Origin of the sequence: Bacillus cereus group sp. N24, from assembly GCF_016483345.1 — a bacterium.
Taxonomy (GTDB): domain Bacteria; phylum Bacillota; class Bacilli; order Bacillales; family Bacillaceae_G; genus Bacillus_A; species Bacillus_A toyonensis.
In genome coordinates, this window is sequence record NZ_JAEHCA010000029.1 from 1 (window position 1) to 20462 (window position 20462).

Sequence of the window (20462 nt, forward strand, 5' to 3'; positions counted from 1 at the left end):
GTCTCGTGGGCTCGGAGATGTGTATAAGAGACAGCTCTAGGGTATGAGCCCGGTACAATACCGGGCTCATACCCTAGAGGCTGCCTAATGAAACGACCTGTCTAACTTTCGGGGGTCACTTCACCTAATTGGAGGGACTTTTTTAGTTTCTAAGTAAATTTAATGTCCAAAAATTAATCTATATCATAAAAAAGTATATCTTTCTTAACAAAATTCAAATTTGATCTTTATCAAAAACTTAAAACCCACGTAAAGATTGTTAGGATTCAACCTATCAACGTAAGAAACGTTATATAATGCACTAGCAAACACCTGGTATGCACACAACTACATTTCTCTTCGATAATATCGCCAATTTGGTATGTGAGCTCTTTGCGTTCTTCTTTTGTCAGTTTCATACCATCCACCTACAAGACTGCCTTGAGCGCCATACCAAGCGCTTTTAATCTACCTTGTAACTCCAAATAATGTTCACGTTCTTTCGCAGCTGTTTCTTCTGCAGCACGTACATTTATATGCATTTTTCGAAGGTCATGCTCTAATTCATGATTCTTTTCCGTAATCGCATTGAATTCGTTGAGTAATGTATTGCAATCTTCCTCACGAGTTTGTAACTGTTGTTTCATGCTTTCAAATGCATCTTCTGCTTCCAAGCGTACTTTCGTTTTCGCGATAAGATCTTGCGCCAGTTTCCCTTTTATAGCTTTTAATTCTTCGTACAGTTTCGTTACTTCGCTCAACTCTTTTCGAAGTGCATCTTGTTCCTCAAAAATGCCAATAACCTTTATAAAAGTTAAAAGTAATTACCACATAAAGCACTCCTTTATATCTATAATGTCATACACTAGAGTTATTAAATATATATTATGTGTTCTATTTATGATTTTTACAATAATTTTACAAAAACCTAAAAAAGAGGTATTGCCCATACCTACGTATAGCAATACCTCTTTTCTTTATCCAATTAAATCTGTTACTTCTATATTCACTGGCCACTTTTCTAATGTATAAGCCATTTCCCAAAATGAATATTCATATTGACTACTAATAATGAAATGCTGTTTCATACGCTTCCGATCAGGCTCTGTCATTTGTTCAGCGATAGCATCTAATCGTGCAATTCACTAATTCCAATAAATGGTTTTTAAAGTTGTGCTCACTTCCACCATTCATACTGATTTTCACATATTTCATATCATGTAAGAGAATGAGCTGAAACTCAGATATGACAACAAAAGGTCTTAAAAAATACGGGGAGAAAGCATTAAAATTGGCAATTGTTAAATGTGAGATAAATTGTTTCTTTAAATTAAAGGATGCTACGTGTGTTTTGATTTACCTTTTTTATAAAATTGTATAAAGCTTAACAAAGTGGATTCCTTTTTCCTCTTATCAATATTCATATGTTACAATAGTACCAGTAGTATCAGTGGTACCATTAAAACCATTAAAACAATTAGAACAATTAGAACAACCACCACAACCGCCACAGCCACCACAACCAAAACAACCAAAGCAACCAATACAACGGAATCCACCACCACAACGACCGCCACAACCGCCACAACGACCGCAACCGCCACAGCGACGAGCAGCATCTTCAAAATAGTAATATGGATATTGGTTTTGCTGGTCCCAATACACAATATTTCCAGACTGGTAATCATTAAGGCTTAACGCTTGTAGTTCTTGTTGAAACTTGTTCATTTTCATGACCTCCGTTTATAAGCTTTAACTTCATCGATGCTTTCCTATATTTCTGTTCGTTAAATCTAAGTAGAAATAGCGGTATAAACTAAGTTCAATGCGTACACCTTTAAAATATGACCTATCACTAGACAATGCACCTTGTTCATATACCTATTTTTACTATGGGCTCATTTTTATAAATAGAAATTATAAAATGTGAATTCTTGCGTCATATCTTCATGCTTACTAAGTTCAATTCATTTCTCAATAACCATGATGCCGTATCCTATGTATTCCCGTATGCCGCTTAGATTTTTCTGTACTGTAAATGCCTCTCGTTATAACACTCCCATATACTTTCTGAGAGCACCTTCGGATATTCCTAACTTTTTTATATACTTCACTAGCCGAATAATCGATCTAGTCCGTCGTAGCGTCAAAACACCTACTAGTGACAGGACTCAATGACGGTTAAGAAATTCCTACAAAAAAAGCCCTGATTAGGGCTTTTCATTCTACTTTTCCAGCAAGTTCTCCATGAAATTGCTAATTGAAGAAAATTGAAAAAAAGACGCACTTAGATTGATACGTCTTTTTTGCGATACCCCTTTTTTGAAATCATATAAAGAGGTATTATCCATACATATGTATAACAATACCTCTACTCTTTATCCAATTACATCTTTTACTTCTGTATCCACTGGCCATTTTTCTAATGTATAAGCCATTTCCCAAAATGAATATTCATATTGACTACTAATAATGAAATGCTGTTTCATACGCTTCCGATCAGACTCTGTCACTTGTTCAGCGATAGTATCTAATCGTGTAATTTGCTCTTCAACTAAAGTACGGAACCAATCAGTTCCATAAGCAGAAATCCACTCTTTATAAATCGGCTCTTCTGGCTGGCATTCTTTTAAACGTTCACCAATTTCATAATATAGCCAGTAGCAAGGTAAAATTGCTGCGATAATATCCCCTAAATGCCCTTCATACGCCGCACGGTACATATGTGAAGTATACGCATATGCAGTTGGAGCAGGGATAAAATGACCTTTTTCTTCTTCCGTAATTCCTAATTTCTTTGCGAAATTCTCATGTAATGATAATTCTGCCTCGTATGTATTTTGAGCATGGTGTGCCATGCGAGCTGTCGTTTCTAATTCTAGAGCCTTTGCAGCTCCTAAAGTTTGTACTCTAGCAAAATGACTTAAATAATATGAATCTTGAAGTACGTAATAACGAAAACTTGCCAAATCTAACGTACCTTCACCAAGTTTTTTTACAAAAGGATGATGAAAACTTGCCTCCCAAATAGAATCTACTTCTTTACGTAATGTTTGTGAAAAAGTCATTTAAATTCCTCCAATAATGTATAAAATATACGTATTTATCCACAGTTATTAAATCTGTAAAACAAAAAAACTTTCTTTACAGGCGTAAAGAAAGTGAAATAGACAATATTAATGTATTCTTTAAATATAATCGTCTTCCCACTTCCCTACGCTGGTATTAACCAGATCAGGTACTAAGAGTCTCAAAATTATGTTTGATCTCAGCCTACAAAAGGCCCCCCTAGTGGATAAATATTTAGTTGTCGTATTGTAATTATCATAGCATACTTCGTGGAACTATCAAAAGTTTTAATTGTATAATTATCTTAAAAACCTTCTTCTTTCCTCACTCTTAATGAAGTTTCAATTATCATATCTAATAGTTTACTATAATTAATCCCCGCGGCATCTGCACTTTTTGGCAGTAAACTTGATTGGGTCATCCCCGGTAATGTATTAACCTCCATTACATATGGAATTCCGTCCTTCACCATCATATCAACCCTTGCATAAACACTACATTTTAATGCTTTATAACAAGCCAATGACGCTTTATTTACACGTTCCTTAATTTCAGTTGGAAGTTCAATAACTTCTTCAATTGTACTAACATCATCGTATTTTGCATTGTAGTCGAAAAACTCAGCTGCATGTCGAATTGAAACGATAGGTAACTGTTTACCATCAAAAATTGAACATGTAATCTCGTCACCCTTTATATACTTCTCAATTACTACTTCAGAATCCCATTCGAATACAGTTTCCAGCATTGAGATCAATTCATTTTTATCATTGACGATCTTTACACCAACACTCGAGCCGCCTGAGTTTGGTTTTACCACTAACGGAAATCCTAACTTATCTAAATCATCAAGCTTTAGATCCGCCATTTTTGTAAGTTCAATCCAATCTGGTGTTTCTACTCCTTCATAACGCAAAATCTTTTTCGAAATATTTTTATCCATACATATACCGCTAGATAACATATTGCTGCCACTATATGGAATACCTAAACTCTCAAGCGTCCCTTGAACCGTACCATCTTCTCCGTATTTTCCGTGTAATGCTAGCAATGCAAAATCAATGTCTTTCGCTTTTTCAATTAAATCCATTTTTTCATTTAACGTAATTGGAACGATTTCATACTTATTTTTATCTAAATGTGCAATCATTTCATTTCCAGTCATAATTGATACTTGTTTTTCAGAGGATACTCCTCCCATAATAACGCCAATTCTCATTTTCTCAACTCCAAATTTCATTTTTTAAAGTTTCACCAATTATTTGAATCCCACTAACTATTTCTTTCTCCTTCAAACGTGAAAAACCTAAGCGGAATGTATTCGCTCCCCCTCCATCAGAATAAAAAACATCTCCAGGAGAAAACGTTACACCTTTCTCATAACACTTTTGTAAAAGTGTGCGAGCGTGAATTTTCTCTTCCAACTCTATAAACAAATGAAGTCCGCCATCTCCAGTCATCCTTTTAAACGGAATGTACTGATTGCAAGCCCCAACGGCTAACTCATATTTTTTCTTGTAAACAGATCTTGCCTTTTTTAAATATTTTTCAAAATATCCTTCATGTAAATATTGAAACAAAACAGCTTGATCTAACGTAGATGTGTGAATGGTTCTTGCTCTTTTAACACTTTCTAAATAATGAATCAGTTCTTTATCGGCAATAATCCACCCTACACGTAAACCAGGGAAAAGTACCTTCGAAAAGCTACTAATATAAATCACATTATTACCAGCCCCTGCAAAAGTTAATAGTGGCGATAAATGTGAACCTGAATAACGTAATTCTTCATTAAATCCGTCCTCTATAATAGGAACCTTATATTTCGAAAATAACCTCATCAATTCCGTTCTTTTCTCCGAACTTGTAACAATACCAGTTGGATTATGATAAGAAGGAATTAAATACGCAAAATCAAAATCCTTTTCACGTAAACTTTTTTCTACTTCAGTCGTATCAATACCATCATCATTCATATCTATCCCATGAACTTCAAGTCCATGTAAGCGAAAAAGTTTCAATGCAGCATGGTGAGTTGGATTCTCACAAATCACACGCCCTGATTTTTTCGCTAAGGAAGATAGTACAATATCTAATCCTTCTGTAAATCCATTTGTAATTAAAATATCTTTGTTCGAAATATCTACACCTTTTATTTCCATGTAATGAAGTAGATATTTCATTAACGGGCGGTAACCTTTTGCATATCCGTAGTTCAATACGATATCCCCTTCAATGGACATACGAGTAAGAAAAGCTCTTTTGAAATTTTCAACATCAAATAGCTTTTCGTCCGGGGCTATACTATTAAAAACAACCATTCCTTTTTCCCAGCGGACTCCATGCTTCATTAAGTCTAATTCATCCGCTAATGTGGTAACTGTATTAAGTTTATTTTTCCAATCTATTTCAACAGACGAAGTGTTAGATATATCCACCTTCGCAACGAAATTCCCTTTTCCTTTTACTGCATAAATGAGTCCTTCTTGTTCTAAATCCGCATAAGCAGAGAGTACTGTATTTCTGCTCACTGATAATAATTCACTCAGTTCCCTTGTTGATGGGATCTTTTGATCACCGAGCAAATGCCCTTTCATAATCATCTTTTTAAAATAATCCTTTAATTGAATATAAACGGGACGATCTTTTACAACTTTAAAATCTTTAAACAATTTCTTACCCCCTGCAATTATTTTTGCATATTTATTTCATTCTCAAAAGGTCCACTATATATGTATTTTTTATTAACAGCGGTACGGTCTTATAAAGTGAAACTTTAATCCGTGGGAATTTTATTCATCCCCCACCGATTTTTAGCCCGAATCGGACATATATGGGCTAAAAGGCTCCCACCTAACTTTTTTTCTCCATCCGAATTTTGAAGGTGTGAGTTTTACTTCTATAAATCTCTACGATATAAGTTAATTACATCTTTTAAAGCAGCTGCTGCGGCTCCGCGTGGATTAGAAGCTCCACCAATTGTAGTAACTTGTCCCATTGTATCTGTAAAGAATGTTATTCCTTTTTCAGTTCCATTTACTTTTGCTAGTGGATGGTCTTTTTCTATTTCAAGCGGTTCTACATTAAGATTCACTTTACCATCCATATCCTTATATGCTGAAGCTATTAATTTAATATAATTGTTTTGTTCCTTGGCATGTCGAATTTGTTGTTTTGTAACATTTTCGATTCCTTTTATATGCATATCAGTAAGCATATTCTCAACACCCATCAAGCTGTTTACCAAAAGTAATAATTTACACGCACTATCCGAACCACTTACATCTAATATTGGGTTCGTCTCAGCAATTCCTTTATTTTGCGCTTCTTTCAGTGCTTCTTCAAACGTAACATCTTCTTCATACATTTTTGTAAGAATATAATTAGTTGTCCCGTTTAATATTCCTTCTATTTTTTCAATATTGCATCCAGCCAAACTAAATTGTCCAATATCTAATGTCGGTAGTGCTGCAGCAGTTGCGCCACTATAGCGAATTCGTACATTCGCTTCTTTTGCTGCTGCCTTTATTTCTCTCCAGTTAGTAACGAGTGCACCTTTTGAAATTGCAACAATATCTATATGTTTCTCAATCGCTTGTTTTATATATTTTTTTCCCGGATTTCCATCTTTAAGATTTGTAACTGTTGATTCTACCAATACAGTACCACTTATCCCACTTGTTGCACGGTCTTTCGGGTGATGTTCTATATACTTTTCAATTGCTGCAGTACCGCTACCATACATTAATAAATGATGAATAGACAAACCTTCCTCATTATGTATTGCAATATTTCTACCTAATACGCCACTTACAACTAAATGGATTCCATATGTTTCGTATATATATAAATATTTTTCGTTTACTAATTTTATAAACTCTCTTCCTACTGTCCCGTATCCTGATAAAACAACTTGTATTTTCATAATATCCCCCCATATTTTTCTTCCATATCCCTCTTTCAATATAATATAAAGCGCTCCCGAATTCCATCGAGAGCGCTTTATTATTAACTATTGCGGTAACCGCGATAACTTTTCTGCAACTGTTCTATAAAACTCTTGAATATTAGAAAAACCTAACGTGTCTGAAACGCTTAGTCCTACCATGTCTAAATGATCCCAATTTGCTTTCGTTTCAATATGATTCCATTTTCCAACCTGTAAAAACTCATTATTATTTACAGCAATACTAGTTGAAGGCGCAATCATAGAATTTGTATTTACTACACCGTCATTTTGCCACCAAGATGTATCAATTAATGGGCGATTTTCTTCAAATCTTGCATAGGAACCTAAGAAAAATGCATTCCCCATTAACACTTTGTTCATTGTAATATGAGGTAGTTGTAAACCTGTTATAGGTGCTGCTTGTGATGCATGTCCACTATACGATAAGTAATACACATCCGATTGCGTCTTTACCCAACTATTTAACTCCCTTGCTCCATCAGTACTTAAATCCCATTGACTAATATCTTTTGTATTTTCCCAAATTGAACTATTTAAAATCCGATCAGTATATTGGAAGAAGGACTCTCCAGCATTTTTTTTCATACCCCATTGGTCCAATTTAAAATCATATAATGATAAATTATTGTTTCCTCCTAAACTCGCAGCTGTAATGAGTAAATCTTTAACGAACGGCAATAGAAGACTTCCGTCCGCGAGTGTTGTGCCATTATGAGGAGTTGCTAAAGTTGTAACACTATGAACATACGATTTACCGCCTTCAAATAGTGGTGATATCTTTGCGTTCGGATGATTTTTCACATAGTCTTTTTCTTCATAACTGCCTTCTTTTAATAACTGCACTAATGTTCTTGTCGTTTGTCCACCCATGCTATGCCCAACTAAATGAACTTTATTTGTTTCACTCCAATTTGGTGCAAATCCACTATAAGTTCTACCAAAACGATTATGTCCATGTTTCTCAGCGTGTGCCGCACCATAGTCTACAATTCCACCGTTAATTTGTGCATATAATTCACATGCACGGTCCCAGTTACTAGAAACAGGACCAACAGCAGCCGTATGTACTGTATAGCCATTTCTTTTTAAATCTTCCTGTATATCATGAACACCACCCCAATATTTTACCCCTAACATTTCTTCCCTACCCCATCCAGCAAATCCATTCACTAAAATGATAGGATAATTATTTTGTTGCCTCTCTTCAGCGTAAGTTGTTTTCGCTATGAATGAACAAACAGTCACTAATGTGAAAAAACATACTTTTAAAAATAACTTTCCCATACTTTCTCCCCCTAATTAAACGCTTTCATTTTTCCGTGAAAAATATTGACACATTCAGTTTTTAACTTACACATAATGTAAAGTATTTTATATACGTTGTATATATAGAAAACATACACAAATGTTGATAAATATTAATTCAAGTAAACATTTACTTTTTACAATACAACTTGTAAATCTGATTATTTGAATTTATAATTGAATGTAGTTTCCTCATGTTACATGAATTTAACAATCATAAGAAAACTAATTTTATTGCTTGAAAAGGAGGAAAAAGCATGCAAATCGGATCAAACATTCATACATTAGCTCAACCTACTAAAATAACTCCATCTAACCTTGAGCATAATACTATCTCTTCTACTAAACTTGAAGGTAAGAAAGCAAATGATCCTATCAAGTTCGATATTCGTTCATCTGAAAAAGAAATGAAACAGCCTGAGCATAAATTTAACGAATTAGATTTATGGAAGATGTTAAAGGATAAAGGTGTTCCATTATGGATCATCCTTGAAATGCTACAAAAGTCTCGTAAAGAAAAAGAAGCTCAAAGTAATTCGGTTCAAAACCCCAATGTGATTGAGGAAACAAACGAGACTCGATTAAATGAAGTAATGTAATCTAAATGGCATATAACTAAAAAGAGTTCGAGGTTGATATAGTTTCTATCAACCTCGAACTCTTTTTTAAGATTTTTCTCCAATCGTTACAAACTGAAAAGATACTTCTCCTTCCAAACCTTTAATTAGCTTTTTTACTTTGACATTTTCATTAACCATTGTATTATCTGTCGACATTTTAGGCCTTTCGTCACCTAAAGATTTCTTAAATTGAAGAAGATGCATTTTCGTTTCATTTGCTTTTATTTCCTTATATACACTATTTTTTGCTACGATCACATACGATTGCGTTGGATATTTACGATTGTTACCTATCCAAGCGTCACTATCGTATGTAACAGGAATCTCTTTTCCTTCTATTTTAATATTTTTCATAGTCTTTTCGTCTTCACTTGTAAACAGTAGCGATCCTTCTTTTGGGAATTTCGGTAACGTATCTATAATATAATCGGAGTCATTATCTCGTTTACGAAAAACTTTTTCTTTAATCAACGCTAGTGCTGTAGATTCATTTAAAATTAAGACATGTCCATTTCCAACTTCACTTTTTTTCACAGAAAACACTTCATTTTCTTTCGTAATTTCCTGATAACGATTAATAATTGGTGAAATATTATTTTCATCTCCAATAATCAATACACCGTTTGCAGGAAATGCGTTGTCCTTTTTAGAGCATGCACTAAAGCTTATCAAAAATAGTATAGTTAACATAAAAATAGTTAAAGTTCTTTTCATCACGGTTCCTTTCATAATTCATTTCATTTTTTACATGCTTTTCTGTAATTTTATTAGTTAATATCCTCTATTGCTCCATAGTCTTATAAAGCTTTTGTAGGTAACGCCAACGAGTAATAAAGAAATATAAAACTTGTATACATATAAATGAAATTAAAATAACGATCGAGCTATTTAAAATAGAAAAACTGACTAATTGTTGTAGTGCCGTATACGCAACTACAGTATGAATCACCGCAACAACAATCGGTAAGAAGAACATTAATACTAACTGTCTCGTTACAACTTTTTTTAACTCTCGTTTACTTAATCCCATTTTCGAAATCATTTTATATTGTTGTTGATCACGGTCCAAATCAGTATATAATCGGAAATAAATAAAACTAGCAGCAAATGTAAAGAAAACAATTCCGACTAAAACACTTGCCATAAGTAATAAACCATTCTTTTGCTTTGCCTCCAACAAGTTTAATGTTAAAGCTTCAAAGTAGAAATCTCTGTCCCTAAGATCTTTATCGAGTATACTCTTTAATTGATTTGAAATCTCTTTCGTTTTTATCCAATCATCTACAACAAATCCATAAGTACGATGTTGAATATTTTCATCTTGTGGATTACTCGTCAGAGGAATTTCATCATACACATGATCTTGAACAGCAATATAAATACTACTAGAATCATGTGGTAAAACTAAATCCCCAACAGTTTTTTTCACACGAAATGTCTTTGTCCAATCACCTTGAATAACTTCAATATTTTTTTTATAGTCACCATTTTTAAATTCTTGTTTTTGTGACACCCTCCCAGGAATTAGTAAAATTTCATCTTCTTTTTCAATTGTTTCTTGTTGGTACCCTAGTGCTCTCGTAAGTTCGTTATATTCACTTAATTTCAATACATTTACGTTACTTTCTGTAAATTTACTTGAAGATGAAGCCATTCGGTACGGAATATTTGCATCAGAGAGATGTTTTTTTATAATAGAGAGATGTTTATCTACTAATTTGTTGTTTTCAGAGCTTTCATACAGAAATGTATATGGGTTTGTCATCCACACTAAATTCCTATTACCAAGAGCGGCTGTTGTACCTATTGCTGTAAATGCAACTGCTGAAATAATAGATACTATAAAAAACATCGTTGCATTATCTTTCATACGGTAAATCAATTCTGAAAATGTTAATATATTTGTTCTCTTTAAAAAGAAAGATTCTCTCCTTTTAGCAAGATACAATATATACACGCTACACTGTGTATATAAAAAGTACGTTCCAATAATGACTAGAAGTACACCTATTCCGAGCGTAATAAAATTAATACTTGGGATAAAGCGAAATACTGAAATATATCCATAGCCTATACTAATTAAAGAAAGTAGCGATAATAAAATGGAAAATTTCGGTTCAGGCTTTGGCTTTTCCTCTGCTTGAATAAGTTCCACAAGTTCCGTTACTTTTATCATTTTAAAAGTAACAAGCGAAACGATTAAAAATAAGAAAAGAAATGTGATGACTGTTAATAGTACGGCCTTCACTGGTATATAAAAAGGTAAGCCATTACTAATCATTAATACACTTGCACTAATCAATAATACTAGTTTAGAAAATATGAGACCGATGAAAATCCCTATACAAATTGACCCAAGTCCAATTAACATATTTTCAATTAATAATAATTTCTTTAGCTGCCTCATTGACATACCTTGCATCATTAAAATGCCAAATTCTTTCTTACGCGTTTTTAAAAATGAACTTACTGAATATAGAATAAAGAAAAATGAAAAAACAAATATCAAGCCTTGCGAAACTGTAAATCCTAATGTACCAAATGCACTTATTGTTGCACTTGTCGATTTCAACTCCCCTTGTAAATCAGGATGAAATAATAAAAGGGCATACGTAAAGAAAATCATAATAGAAAATGTACAACTTAAAAAATGAGCAGCATATGTACGCTTATTACGAAAAATATTATTAAACGCGAACTGACGAAAAGTCATGCCTTTTGCCTCCTAACAAAGAAAGGACATCCATAATCTTTTGATAAAAGGCTTGCCTGCTTTCACCACAATAAATTTCATTATATAATTGACCATCTTTAATAAATATAACTCTGCTGCAAAAGCTCGCTGCATACGGATCATGTGTAACTAACATCATCGTTGCTTTTTCTTCTTTATTAAGAGTATCTAGCATCTCCATTACATCATTTGAAGATTTAGAGTCTAAATTCCCTGTTGGTTCATCTGCAAGTAATAATTGTGGTTTATGAACGATAGCACGAGCGATTGCAGTTCTTTGAGCTTGCCCCCCTGATATTTCAAACGTTCTTTTACTCAATATATCTGCAATATTTAATTTCTCTGCAATATCTTCCACTCGTTTGTTCATTTCTTGTACAGATACACCATCTAGTGTCATCGGCAATACAATGTTTTCTTTCACTGTAAGTGTGCTAAGTAAATTAAATGATTGAAAAACAAATCCTAATTGTTTCCTACGAAATAAAGCTAAACTGTCTGATGATAACTGAAAAGGATTTGTACCATTTATTAATATTTCTCCCGATGTAGGAGAATCAATAGTAGATACCATATTTAATAATGTTGTTTTCCCGCTACCTGATGGTCCCATAATTCCTACAAATTCACCTTCTTGAATTGATAAATCAATATCTACCAATGCTTTAAAAGGTATTTTCCCTTTATATACTTTACTAATACTTTTTGCATGTAAAATTTCCATTTATATTCTCCCTTCATTTCCACTGCTCACTATAAAGTGTAAATGAATTGTCTTATAGCACATATTGATTCATCTTTCATTTATCTTACACGCTTGTAAGATTTCTAAAAAAACTGATAACAAATCTATTTCCAATATATAATCAACGTATATCTATCTTATAATATTTGTATAGTGGTATGGAATACAATGCTTCTTACTTCTATTCGCTGAAACACCTTGTATTCTTTATAAGCAACATGCAATATATTATAAAGAATAACTATACAACTTTAAAACAATGAATAACAACTTATCATATAGTACGAAAAAAAGCTCAGAGTTTTAGCTCTAAGCTTTATTACTGATTTCATATGCAATATAGCTCCCTTCAAAGAGCTATATTTTTTATCCACTCTGATTTACTCAATACATAATGATTAAATATTCGATTTTCTATCGTCTGTTGGCTCATATAAGTAAATCCGCATTTTTCAATAACTTTATTTGATGGTACATTTTTAATTAAAGCAATTGCGTTGAGGACATTTACATTTGTTTTTTTAAACAAATAGTCAATTAAGCCTTTAGTCGCTTTTGTAGCATAGCCATTATTTTGATATTCACTTGAGATAGCATACATTATCTCTCTGTTTGGTGAAGGAAGTTCTTCTTTAATACCTGTGCAGCACCATCCAATGAATTCATTTGTAGCTTGCTTAAATATTCCTAGCTTTAACATATGATTATCTATGTTATTCGTAGTTTTCACTGCCTCAAGAAATGCTTTATTTGCTGGTATTTCATCATTGATAATCCAATTAACCCTCTGTTCTTTCGTTGATTTCCAGTCTGGCAAAAATTTTTCTATTTCCGGTTGATTCGATATTTTATAAATACTCTCAGTATCTTTCATAGTAAACTCTTGTAGATATATATCTCCACAGTCTATTCTAAATAACTTAGTTGAACTCTCTGCTCCCATGTTAATCCCCCTAAATAATTATAGCGCCTTAATCTGTTTCGTAAGTTCTATAAATCGTTCATCAAGTTCTTTATATTCTTTATCATTAGAAGTTAAAAAGCTTAATTTTCCTAATACTTCTTGTCTCTCTGTTTCTAACGTTAAACGTAACTCTTCAATTTCATCTCTTGTTTTAGGAGGTTCTTCTAGCTGTTTTAGTATCGTATGATTTGAAAACACGAGTTTTGTGTTAGTTGTTTTCTCTAGAAAATATCGATCGTGAGAAACGATAACTAGTGTTCCATTATACTCCGCTAATGTATTTTCAAGCTGTTCGCGTGAAGGCAGATCAAGGTGATTTGTCGGTTCATCTAAAATGAGTACGTCTTTTTCATCTAAAATATAAACCATTAACTTACATTTCACTCGTTCTCCCATGCTCATATGTTCAATCGGCTCTTTCCATTGAGAAGCTTGGAACCCTAAATGTTTCATTAAATTTTGGACTTTCCCTCTTTCTTCAAATGAATCTTTAAAAAATAAATCTTCTGGCGTTTTATCAAGTGGTAAATCAAATACTTCTTGTGTTAAATAACCGATGTTTGCAGATGGTGAAACCCATACTTCTCCTTCCACAGTTTCCGTTCCCATAATCATCTTTAGTAATGTTGTTTTCCCACTACCGTTTGGTCCAACAATCGCAACCTTCTCACCGTGCTGAATTGTAAAGTTAACGTTTTCAAATAATATTTTTCCATGAAAGTCTTTTTTTAATTGTTTTACTTCTAAAAAGCGTTTTCCTACTTTTTTACTCGCTTGAATAGAGAACTCAACTGAGTACTCCTCTTTCACACGTTCTACTTTCGTTTTCTCTAGCTCTTTTTCGAGACGTTTTCGTTTTGACTTAACTTGCGCATCCATTCGCTTCGCTTTTACACGATAAAATTCTTTAACACCTTCTTGTTTTGTAGACTGTGCGTGTGCCTTTTGTGACCATGAACTTAATTCTTTTATATGTGTTTCTACTTGTTCAATCTTTTTTTGCTGCTTTTCATATTCACGTTGTTGCGTCTGTCTTTTTTGCTCACGTGCTTTCATATAACTCGTATAATTACCGCTATGCTCAATTAATTTTTTATCCTCAATTGACCATATTTTTGTTGCGACAACATCTAAAAAATATCGATCATGCGATACAACGATAACTGTACCTTTCATATTTTTTATTTGTTTAATGAGAAATTCCGTACTCATCTCATCTAAATGATTTGTCGGTTCGTCTAATATTAAGACATTAGGATTTTTCGCAAATCCTTTCGCTAACCGAACTTTCAGCTTTTCACCACCACTTAAAGTACGAAAATCGTTCGTTGGCACGCCCCATTTTGCAAGAAGCTCTGCTTCTTTTGCAATCACATCCTTACTAATAAAAGATTCTATTTCTTGTTCAACATATGCTGTTGTCATATTCATTTGCTGCCACTCAACAATTCCTTTTGATGGCTCAATCTTCCCATTTATTAATTGAAGTAACGTTGATTTACCAGCACCATTTTTACCAATTAATCCGATTATATCCCCTTGTTTTACTACTACATTCATTTTTTCTAACAAAGTATTTTCCTTTATTTCAACATACACATCATTTAATTTTAAAAGCTCTTTCATATTACCGATCCCTTTCATAAAGGGAGAACAAAAAAATCCTCCCAAAGTAATTTTGGCAGGATTAGTCATTACATTATTTATACCCAAATAAGCTATTACGCAAATCAAATAGCAATACCGTTGAATGGAATTGGGCAGACTAATCCTATTTTTTACAAATTGAAATTTATTTAATTTCAACATTTAAAAATAAGATTAGTTAATCATCGTCCACCCATCATTCCTTTCCGTCGTTAGTAACCATATTGTACCATAATAGTACTGTATGAGTAAATGCAATTATATGTGCTTTTAAAAAGATTGCTTTTTTTTAAGGTCTATTTATCAATTCTAAACTTCATATTGAACAAGCATAAACCACATTTGTTGTACTACTTGCTTTAGATTCCCCTAACAATAAAATTCTAAACATCTCCCTCTTATATAATTTTTATATAGATTCATCATAAATCATATATTATACATACTAAATTTCAGTTCTTATAATAAAGGTATCATTTTTAAGGGGGGATTCTACAATGGAATTTAGCAAACTCGGAAACAGTGGGTTAACAGTAAGTAAGATTGCCTACGGGAACTGGATAAACCATGGCGGAAAGGTAAATGAAGATACTGCAAATGATTGTGTGAAAACCGCACTAGATGTCGGAATTACAACGTTTGATACTGCTGATGTTTATTCGGACACGATAGCCGAAGAATTACTAGGCCGGTCTTTAAAAGGCATACGGCGAGAAAGTATAGAACTATGTACAAAAGTATGTCATCCGACCGGACCTGGAAAAAATGATCGTGGATTGTCGCGGAAACATATTATTGAAAATTGTAATGCATCGTTAAAACGGTTGCAGACAGACTACATTGATGTCTATTATGCACATAGATTTGATACAACAACTCCCCTTGAAGAAACGATGTTAGCTTTTGCTGATCTTGTAAGACAAGGTAAAGTCCTTTACTTAGGCATAAGTGAGTGGACATCAGAACAAATCACCCGTGGTGCAGCACTTGCACGAGAATTAAGCATTCCACTTATCGCTAGCCAACCTCAATATTCGATGTTGTGGCGAGTTATTGAAACTGATGTAATACCAACATGTCAACGTGAGGGACTTGGTCAAGTTGTTTGGTCTCCCCTTGCACAAGGTATTCTCACAGGAAAATATCAACCTGGTAAACCATTGCCGAATCAATCACGTGCTAACTCTGATGCTGGTAAACCATTTTTCCAAAAACTCGTGCAACGCTGGATGAGCGATGATGTACTCAATGCAATCCAGAAACTTAATCCCATCGCGCAAGAAACTAATCTTACCTTACCTCAACTTGCAGTTGCTTGGGTATTACAAAATCCAGCTGTTTCCTCTGCAATTATTGGTGCATCAAATCCAGAGCAAATAAGAGAAAACGTAATTGCTTCTAGCGTTAAATTACAACCTGAAATTGTGGATCAAATTGATGGTGTACTAAAAGATTTCATTGAGTATGATCCGAGCAAAACAGGTTAAAACACCTTTTTGTTCTACCTATAAAGAAGCTTTCCTTTTCAAATCTACACTGCCCATCCTATACAGATGGGTTATTATCTTTTACATTCACATTGTGAAGTTGTATAAACCTCTCTAACAACAGTTAAAAAGTTCTCTAACACAACAGACTGTTCATCTAGTCTCCATCCAGCATATAAATTTATTTTTGGGGTATTTTCTTGAATTTCTTTATATATAACTCCCGTTTTTTTATAACTTTCTACTGATGACGGAACGACAGAAATCCCCATTCCTGCTGCAACTAAATTCACAATCGTTTGCATTTGAATCGCTTCTTGAACAATATTTAAACTTACTCCATGTTCCCAAAAGTAACTAATAATTACATCATAAAAGTTTGTACCAAAATGACGTGGAAATAAAATAAATGGTTCATCCACTAATGATTTAATTGGAATGTTACGTAACATAACGAAAGGGTGATCTTCATACAAAACCAATTTTAAATATTCTACAGAACAAACTTCGGAAGTTAAAATTTCATTATTCTGCTTGGAACGAATAAATCCAATATGAATTTGTTTTTCATAGAGCGCTTTGATTTGTTGATCAGTTGTCATTTCGCGTAATATGAGTTGAATTTTAGGAAACCGTTCTCGAAATTTTTTTAATACATTTATAACGGTTTCTGTAGAATCGACAAACCCAATTATTAAATGGCCTATCTTTCCTTCATCCGCAAGCTGTGTTTCTTTAATCGTTCTATCTACTTGAAGCAGCGTTTGTCGCGCACCTTCTAAAAATATTTTCCCGGCATCGGTAAGCTCAACCATTCTCTTTGTCCGGTAAAAAAGTTGAACCCCTAATTCATCTTCTAATTTACGAATCTCTTGGCTTAAAGGCGGTTGTGCCATCATAAGACGCTCTACTGCACGACTAAAGTTTAATTCTTCTGCCACTGTTATAAAATATCTAATTTTCCGAATATCTATTGCAATCCCCCCTATTATTAACAACTAGCAAAGAAGCCTTCCTTCTAATAAATCGTAAATAAAAAACAGGAGAAAATATATCAATCCCTTTTCTTTTTTATCATAAATCATTTCATTGTAAATACGAGATGAAAATCATTAAAAATTCTAAATTACAAGTATAAGAGTGAATGTTATCCTCAAGAGCATCTTATGATAAGTTGAATTATGTGTTTTCAGCAATTTTATTACTTGCATATATTATTTCATTTACCATTTTGGTTGAGTAACTAGTTTTGATATTTTATTCACCTAATTATAAAAACAAAGGATGGTTCGTTATTCAATATTTTTTTATTGTTATTCGATAAAAATTGATTGATTATTTTTCCTTAATAAGCTATTATAAGTTTACAGAAAATATTAAAGTAAGGATTGAATTTATGGAAAAGACATTAAAAATCATAAAATCAAATATGTTTTTAAGGAGTTTTCTCATCCCGATTATAGTAGGGATTATTGTTGGTATACTAACTAAATTGGGCCAAGGTATACTTCCAGGAAATTGGAATTCATTAGCTAACCTAGGAAGTGTTTGGTTAGTTCCATCCTTTTTTGTGGCTAGTCTTAGTTATTCTAAGCGTACAGCTATGCTTTCCGGTATACTTGCGCTGCTAGGTATGGTTTTAGGCTATTATGGTTATGCAATAATTATTAAAAATGTAGCTCACTCTATTTATTTTATATCTGTATGGATTGTATGTGCATGTATAGGAGGAACCATCTTCGGAATTGCAGGTTTTCTATGGAAGGATACTACAAATCCACTTCATAAATTCGGAAGCGCACTTATAAGTGGAGTTTTTGTAACGGATGGACTTCACATTCTTTTAAATTTTGAAGACTATAGTCACATGTTACCTGTTGGATATACCGAAGTGATAGTCGGAATTATCTTGATTCTTGTATTAGAACGCTCTAATGCTAATCGAATTTCTTCTTTTTTAGTGGTGATTCCTATCATTATTTTAGGTTTAATTGGATATAAATTATTAAGTTTGTTTGCTTAATTACAATTCATAAAGCTAGCTCTTTCAAAGGGGTAGTTTTTTTCTTACAAAAAATTATCTATCGATTAACTTATTATTAAATCCTTCTAATTTAACAGTCGTATTTATTATCGTTTCATTTACTCGCTATAAAATAAGGCTAAAAAACTTATCTTCAAAGTTCTTTAGCCTAAATCACTTATTTACACATTAAAAAATATAATTCGTACAACGGTACCTTTACCAACTTCTGAATGAATTTCTACACGATGCCCTAATTGTTTCGTAATTTCATATACAAGATATAACCCCATTCCAGTTGATTCTTTAAAATCTCTACCATTTTCTCCTGTAAAGAACGGTTTAAATACTCTTGGTAAATCTTGCTTCGGTATCCCGACGCCACTATCGGCTATTTCAAGTACAACAGTATTACCTTCCTTACATGCTTTCACTTTAATCTTTTCTCTACTACCTGATGAGTATTTAATTGCATTCGATATAATTTGTCCAATTAAAAATTGTAACCATTTCGCATCACTTTCTACAGTAATACCCTTATCAATTTCAAGCTCTGGATATACGAAATTCCGGATAAAAAAGCGTTTATGTTCATGTACAGAATCATTCACTATTTTATGTAGTTGTACTCTTTCCACATAAAAATCTTGTGTAAATGCCTCTAAACGTGCGACATACAGTGCCATCTCTAACCCCTTTTTCAGCCGATCTGTTTCCTCATTAATACTTTCAAAACGCGAATCCACTTCAGCCTGTGTAATTAATTCTATTACAGATAGAGGTGTTTTCATTTGATGAATCCACTGATTCATAAAGGTTAATTGATCATTATTTTTTCTCTCTTGTAATTGCAGCTGATTTTGATAATGACGATATTGTGCATCAAGTAAATCTTGGAGAGCAGTAGATACAACTGCAAAATCAGATTTTTGAACGGATTCATCCAAAGATTGCAATGGATTTGCTAAACGCTCATAAAAAGAACGATGTGTAAAATAACGAAATATTAAGTAGCTTACAATAAAAAAAGAACCTAAAAACATTGCATATAATGCTGTTGTAATATGATTATGTCCATCAAACCAATATACGAGGAATATGGCTAGTAGTTGGAGCACTGTAAAACAAATAAGTGGTATATGGTCACGTATAAACAGCCTTATCATTTTTCCACACCATTTTCCCAAGTAATATGCAACCTATATCCAACACTACGAATTGTTTCAATCGCATCCTCAATATGTAATGTTTTTAACTTTTTACGCACACGTGTTGTATTTACACTTAATGTATTATCATCAACGTAAGATTCACTATCCCATAACTTATTAAGTAACACTTCTCTACTCACAACACGCGGATAATTTTTCATTAACATTTCTAATAAAATGGCTTCGTTTCTCGTTATATCAATCTCTTGATTCCGCAACTTCAATACAAGCCTTTCGGGATATAAACTAAGTCCTTGTTGCTCAACCATTCGTTCTTCTAGTTTCGGTGCATAATCACCGTAAGCACGTCTTAAATGGCTACGAATTTTTGCCATTACAACTTCATAATGAAAAGGCTTCGGAATAAAATCATCGCCACCATTTTCTAACGCCATAACCTGATCCATCGTACCTTCACGGGCCGAGATAAATAAAATTGGACATGTAGAAATTCCGCGAATTTGACGACACCAATAGTAACCGTCAAAGCTTGGTAAATTAATATCTAATAAAACTAACTCTGGTTGTTCTTCTAAAAATATGTCTAACACATTTTGAAAATCCGATATTACAATTCCTTGGTAACCGTATTTCGCAACATAAGTTGATAATAGCTCCGCAATTTTCATATCATCTTCAACAATCATAATTTTGACCATTCTTAAACTCCTTTTAATTCACAATCTCAAATATACTTATACAAAGTAA

18 protein-coding genes, 1 pseudogene and 1 riboswitch are annotated in these 20462 nt (G+C 33.2%); of the genes and pseudogenes, 3 read left to right on the plus strand and 16 right to left on the minus strand.

The window, feature by feature from the left end; genetic code table 11:
* Window positions 1-407 precede the first annotated feature (407 nt).
* The 8 genes and pseudogenes from JDS95_RS25960 to JDS95_RS25995 form a co-directional block, all read right to left on the minus strand.
* Window positions 408-740 (minus strand): hypothetical protein, encoded by a 333-nt coding sequence (locus JDS95_RS25960; protein ID WP_085450739.1) that lies wholly within the window; start codon window positions 738-740, stop codon window positions 408-410.
* Between the two features lie 216 nt (window positions 741-956).
* A pseudogene (locus tag JDS95_RS25965) lies at window positions 957-1121 on the minus strand (thiaminase II); the annotation flags it as partial.
* Between the two features lie 271 nt (window positions 1122-1392).
* On the minus strand, window positions 1393-1713 hold the full coding sequence (locus JDS95_RS25970; protein WP_199690871.1) for a heterocycloanthracin/sonorensin family bacteriocin: 321 nt from the start codon (window positions 1711-1713) through the stop codon (window positions 1393-1395).
* Window positions 1714-2357: 644 nt separating this feature from the next.
* Window positions 2358-3047 (minus strand): thiaminase II, encoded by a 690-nt coding sequence (tenA, locus tag JDS95_RS25975; protein ID WP_000144533.1) that lies wholly within the window; start codon window positions 3045-3047, stop codon window positions 2358-2360.
* A 126-nt stretch (window positions 3048-3173) separates the two neighbouring features.
* A riboswitch (TPP riboswitch) is annotated at window positions 3174-3279 on the minus strand.
* Window positions 3280-3352: 73 nt separating this feature from the next.
* Entirely contained in the window at window positions 3353-4267 is a 915-nt protein-coding gene (gene ddlB / locus JDS95_RS25980; protein ID WP_002043544.1) for a D-alanine--D-alanine ligase, read from the minus strand.
* Window positions 4268-4271: 4 nt separating this feature from the next.
* The gene (gene pdxR / locus JDS95_RS25985; protein WP_000471598.1) at window positions 4272-5720 is read right to left on the minus strand and encodes a MocR-like pyridoxine biosynthesis transcription factor PdxR; all 1449 of its coding nucleotides are present in this window, start codon (window positions 5718-5720) and stop codon (window positions 4272-4274) included.
* A gap of 227 nt (window positions 5721-5947) precedes the next feature.
* Window positions 5948-6973 (minus strand): homoserine dehydrogenase, encoded by a 1026-nt coding sequence (locus JDS95_RS25990; RefSeq protein WP_085450741.1) that lies wholly within the window; start codon window positions 6971-6973, stop codon window positions 5948-5950.
* 87 nt (window positions 6974-7060) lie between these two features.
* Window positions 7061-8302, minus strand: coding sequence for an esterase/lipase family protein (locus JDS95_RS25995; RefSeq protein ID WP_000517088.1), 1242 nt, complete (start codon window positions 8300-8302; stop codon window positions 7061-7063).
* Window positions 8303-8580: 278 nt separating this feature from the next.
* Here JDS95_RS25995 and JDS95_RS26000 point away from each other — a divergent pair, with 278 nt between their 5' ends.
* Complete coding sequence (locus JDS95_RS26000) at window positions 8581-8922, plus strand: DUF3914 domain-containing protein (RefSeq protein WP_001165487.1); 342 nt, start codon at window positions 8581-8583, stop codon at window positions 8920-8922.
* Window positions 8923-8988: 66 nt separating this feature from the next.
* Here JDS95_RS26000 and JDS95_RS26005 read toward each other — a convergent pair whose 3' ends face one another.
* From JDS95_RS26005 to abc-f, 5 genes are all read right to left on the minus strand, one after another.
* Entirely contained in the window at window positions 8989-9657 is a 669-nt protein-coding gene (locus JDS95_RS26005) for a lipoprotein BA_5634 family protein (protein WP_000831685.1), read from the minus strand.
* 67 nt (window positions 9658-9724) lie between these two features.
* Window positions 9725-11656 (minus strand): ABC transporter permease, encoded by a 1932-nt coding sequence (locus tag JDS95_RS26010; RefSeq protein ID WP_000144138.1) that lies wholly within the window; start codon window positions 11654-11656, stop codon window positions 9725-9727.
* Complete coding sequence (locus tag JDS95_RS26015) at window positions 11631-12401, minus strand: ABC transporter ATP-binding protein (protein ID WP_000404264.1); 771 nt, start codon at window positions 12399-12401, stop codon at window positions 11631-11633. The genes JDS95_RS26010 and JDS95_RS26015 overlap by 26 nt, the downstream gene beginning before the upstream one ends.
* A gap of 370 nt (window positions 12402-12771) precedes the next feature.
* Complete coding sequence (locus JDS95_RS26020; protein WP_085450742.1) at window positions 12772-13365, minus strand: GNAT family N-acetyltransferase; 594 nt, start codon at window positions 13363-13365, stop codon at window positions 12772-12774.
* 18 nt (window positions 13366-13383) lie between these two features.
* A complete protein-coding gene (gene abc-f, locus JDS95_RS26025; RefSeq protein WP_085450811.1) occupies window positions 13384-15012 on the minus strand; it encodes a ribosomal protection-like ABC-F family protein in 1629 nt (542 codons plus the stop codon).
* Between the two features lie 518 nt (window positions 15013-15530).
* Between abc-f and JDS95_RS26030 the strand changes: the two genes are divergently transcribed.
* On the plus strand, window positions 15531-16520 hold the full coding sequence (locus JDS95_RS26030) for an aldo/keto reductase family protein (protein ID WP_085450743.1): 990 nt from the start codon (window positions 15531-15533) through the stop codon (window positions 16518-16520).
* A 74-nt stretch (window positions 16521-16594) separates the two neighbouring features.
* On the opposite strand, the gene JDS95_RS26035 is transcribed toward JDS95_RS26030, so the two are convergent.
* Entirely contained in the window at window positions 16595-17494 is a 900-nt protein-coding gene (locus JDS95_RS26035) for a LysR substrate-binding domain-containing protein (protein ID WP_307838003.1), read from the minus strand.
* Between the two features lie 422 nt (window positions 17495-17916).
* Between JDS95_RS26035 and JDS95_RS26040 the strand changes: the two genes are divergently transcribed.
* Window positions 17917-18543: a DUF6518 family protein gene (locus JDS95_RS26040; RefSeq protein ID WP_085450745.1), complete on the plus strand. Its 627-nt coding sequence runs from the start codon at window positions 17917-17919 to the stop codon at window positions 18541-18543.
* 182 nt (window positions 18544-18725) lie between these two features.
* On the opposite strand, the gene JDS95_RS26045 is transcribed toward JDS95_RS26040, so the two are convergent.
* Together JDS95_RS26045 and JDS95_RS26050 are read right to left on the minus strand one after the other, a co-directional pair.
* A complete protein-coding gene (locus JDS95_RS26045) occupies window positions 18726-19709 on the minus strand; it encodes a sensor histidine kinase (RefSeq protein WP_085450746.1) in 984 nt (327 codons plus the stop codon).
* Window positions 19706-20413 (minus strand): response regulator transcription factor, encoded by a 708-nt coding sequence (locus JDS95_RS26050; protein ID WP_085450747.1) that lies wholly within the window; start codon window positions 20411-20413, stop codon window positions 19706-19708. Before JDS95_RS26050 ends, JDS95_RS26045 begins: the two co-directional genes overlap by 4 nt.
* Window positions 20414-20462 lie beyond the last annotated feature (49 nt).